Origin of the sequence: Pseudodonghicola xiamenensis DSM 18339 (genome assembly GCF_000429365.1) — a bacterium.
GTDB classification, from domain to species: domain Bacteria; phylum Pseudomonadota; class Alphaproteobacteria; order Rhodobacterales; family Rhodobacteraceae; genus Pseudodonghicola; species Pseudodonghicola xiamenensis.
In genome coordinates, this window is the sequence record NZ_AUBS01000080.1 from 1 (window position 1) to 2,634 (window position 2,634).

General features: G+C 60.6%; 1 protein-coding gene and 3 pseudogenes. 1 reads left to right on the forward strand and 3 read right to left on the reverse strand.

Going from position 1 to position 2,634, the window contains the following annotated elements; genetic code table 11:
- Positions 1–150 precede the first annotated feature (150 nt).
- The 3 genes and pseudogenes from G455_RS0122065 to G455_RS25235 all read right to left on the reverse strand — a co-directional run.
- A pseudogene (locus tag G455_RS0122065) lies at positions 151–387 on the reverse strand (ATP-binding protein); the annotation flags it as partial.
- 365 nt (positions 388–752) lie between these two features.
- A complete protein-coding gene (locus G455_RS0122070; RefSeq protein ID WP_028095592.1) occupies positions 753–1,469 on the reverse strand; it encodes a helix-turn-helix transcriptional regulator in 717 nt (238 codons plus the stop codon).
- Positions 1,470–1,632: 163 nt separating this feature from the next.
- Positions 1,633–2,034 (reverse strand): annotated as a pseudogene (locus G455_RS25235) (integrase core domain-containing protein); the annotation flags it as partial.
- Between the two features lie 89 nt (positions 2,035–2,123).
- Between G455_RS25235 and G455_RS25240 the strand changes: the two are divergent.
- Positions 2,124–2,465 (forward strand): annotated as a pseudogene (locus G455_RS25240) (IS110 family transposase); the annotation flags it as partial.
- Between the last annotated feature and the right edge of the window lie 169 nt (positions 2,466–2,634).

Sequence of the window (2,634 nt, forward strand, 5' to 3'; positions counted from 1 at the left end):
TGGCGACCCGCTACGACAGATGCCCGAAGGTCTTCCTCTCCGCCGTCGCTCTCGCCGCAACTGTGATGTTCTGGTTATGAGTCCTGAGCCTAGCGGATGAGAAGAGGTCAGGTTTAGAGGGTAAACACGGGGTCAGATGCAACGCTTACAGTCGAAGTTGGGCAGATCCTTGTAGGCCGGGAAGCGCGCCACCTTCATGTGGTAGGCGATCGAGCGCACCTCGCGCTCCGCGACCTCAGCCTTCAGGAGCTGCGTCAGGATCGGCACGGCGGATTCGAACGCCGGCGCACCCTGCTCGATCAGGTCGGTCACGGCTTGAGCCATCCCGTACATCTTGAGGCTGCGCAGCATGATCACGATGGCACCGCTGGCTGGGTCATGACGCATGGCGGCCTCCAGCATCGCGAGACCGCAACTCGTCATAGCGCTCCACATTGGCCCGGGGCTCTCGCTTGTCCGGGCCAGTGCATCTTTGCCGATGGCGAAGAAGCGAAAGCCCGGTTTCGTGTCGAGCGGGGAGGTGAAGCCCCCGGATTTCGCGCGACCGATGACAGGCCTCTGGCCTCAGTCAGCCGATGCGGCTTGCCTCTTTCGTACCCCGGCCCGGGCGGAGGGCGCGGTTCCGGGGCGATTGCATCGGGGCCGACCGCGATGCCGCGACGCCGATCTGTCAGATGCCGCTGGACAGTCTGCCCAGGGGCATTGGGTGGCGAGGGTGGGGGCCGGGCGCTCTGTCTTCGGGCAAGGGCGGCTCAGGGCTCGGCGCTGGCAAAGACCGCAACCGCCTGGGCGCGGGAGGAGACCTCGAGCTTGTTGAGGATTTGCTGCATGTGATAGTCGATCGTGCGGCGGGTACTGCCGAGGATGATTGCGATCTCGCGGTTGGTCTTGCCCCGCGCAACCCAGCGCAGGATTTCAAGCTGATGCTTTGACAGCAGCCGGATGCGGCGCAGAACTCCGCCAGAGGTCGCGATCCTTTCCGTCAGCGCCGATGCACGGGCCATGGCCATATGGGCCAGGATTTGCGTTGCCTGCAGCGCATCGTCCGTCAGCGGCTTCTGGTCCACCGCAAGAAGCGTCATCGCCCCGAACTGACCTGTGGGGCGATTCAGCGGGATGGTCGCCCCGCCGCTCAGCCCGCTGATGTCTAGGTATTCGGCATATTCGTGAAAGCCCTTGGCATTCCAGTCGTCGGCGCACCAAAGGAACGACGAACTCGCCGTTACCGCGTTGTGCAAAAGCGGATCGCGGTTTGCCCAGCCGTCTCTCATGTAGAGGTCGAGATCGCGCTGCGACCACGTCGTTAGCGTCGGATCCTCCATGAATTCCTCTGCGTGACGTTTGTTCAAGCTTATGTTGAAGGTCACAAAGCCCACATCCCGGACGGCATGAGTCAGGGATTCTTCTAGCGTTCGGATGTCTTCTGCGGCGGTCAATTCAACAACAGAGGTGGATATATTCTTCAGCATTGGGGCTGATTATCTTTCCGTACCGGTTAACAACAAAGGTGGATATCTTCTTCACCATTGTGGATGGCTATCTTTCTGTACTGGCAAAGCCAAGCCTTCGGCACAACATATCGGCAGGTCTTTGCCCATGGTGCGGGTGACCTGCCCCCTGCTGGTCCCTCATTCATAACGAGAGTCTGCAGGTTGGATCTGGGTATTCGGGTTCCCTGTCTGGTGCAAGCGCGCCGGGCGCGGAGCCTTCAAATTGCTCAAGCGCTCGGCGCACTTGCTGTGGCGTCCGGTTGGCCAGAGACGAGTGCGGCCTGACCGAGTTGTAGTCGTAACGCCACAAGGCCAGCTTGCGCCGTGCGTCATCCAGGCTGTCAAAGCTCTCCTCGTTCAACAGCTCGTCCCGTAGGCTGCCGTTGAAGCTTTCGATGAAGGCGTTTTGCTGCGGCTTGCCCGGATCGATGTAGTGCCAAGGCACGCTATTCTCGTCGGCCCATTTCAGGATGGCCCGACTGGTGAACTCGGTCCCGTAGCACGTCGGGAAGAAGCGCCGCAGAGAGGTTATGGCCACGCGCGCAGCCCCCCAATAGCGTAGCGGGTGGCCATAACCGGGTCTCAGGTCTCAACAGTGGTTTTGCGTAAACCACACCGCTGAGGAGACCGGCTATGACCGCCACCCATTCTATTGCTTCGACCGTGCTGGTCGCCATCGACATTTCCAAGCACCGGCACGAGGTGCTGATTAGCATTCCCGGCAAGAAGCGCCGTCGCCGATTGACGATCACAAACACGCTGGAGGACTTTCAGCGCCTGGCCACTTCTCTTGCCAGCTACGAACTGCCGGTACGGCTCGGGTTCGAGGCGACCGGTAATTATCGCCGCCCTCTGGCACACCATCTTGGCCAAGCCGGGTTCGACCTGAAGCTCATCTCTTCTGTCGGATTGGCTCGGACGCGCGAGGCCTTACATAACAGCTGGGACAAGAACGATCCAAAGGACGCCCATCTGCGCCGCAAGGCTTACACCGCGATCGCGGCCAAGATGGCGCGCACTGTACACGCCGTGATCAAACACGGCGAACCCTGTCCCCCGTCAGCGCCAATGGCACAGATTTGAGGTTGTGATTTAAGGAGGATTTGGGCTTCGTCGTAGTGACGAAGGAACGAAGATGAAACCC

Coding starts and splice junctions, on each gene's coding strand:
- G455_RS0122070 (WP_028095592.1), bottom strand. CDS start 1,469: ATGCTGAAGAATATATCCACCTCTGTTGTTGAATTGACCGCCGCAGAA.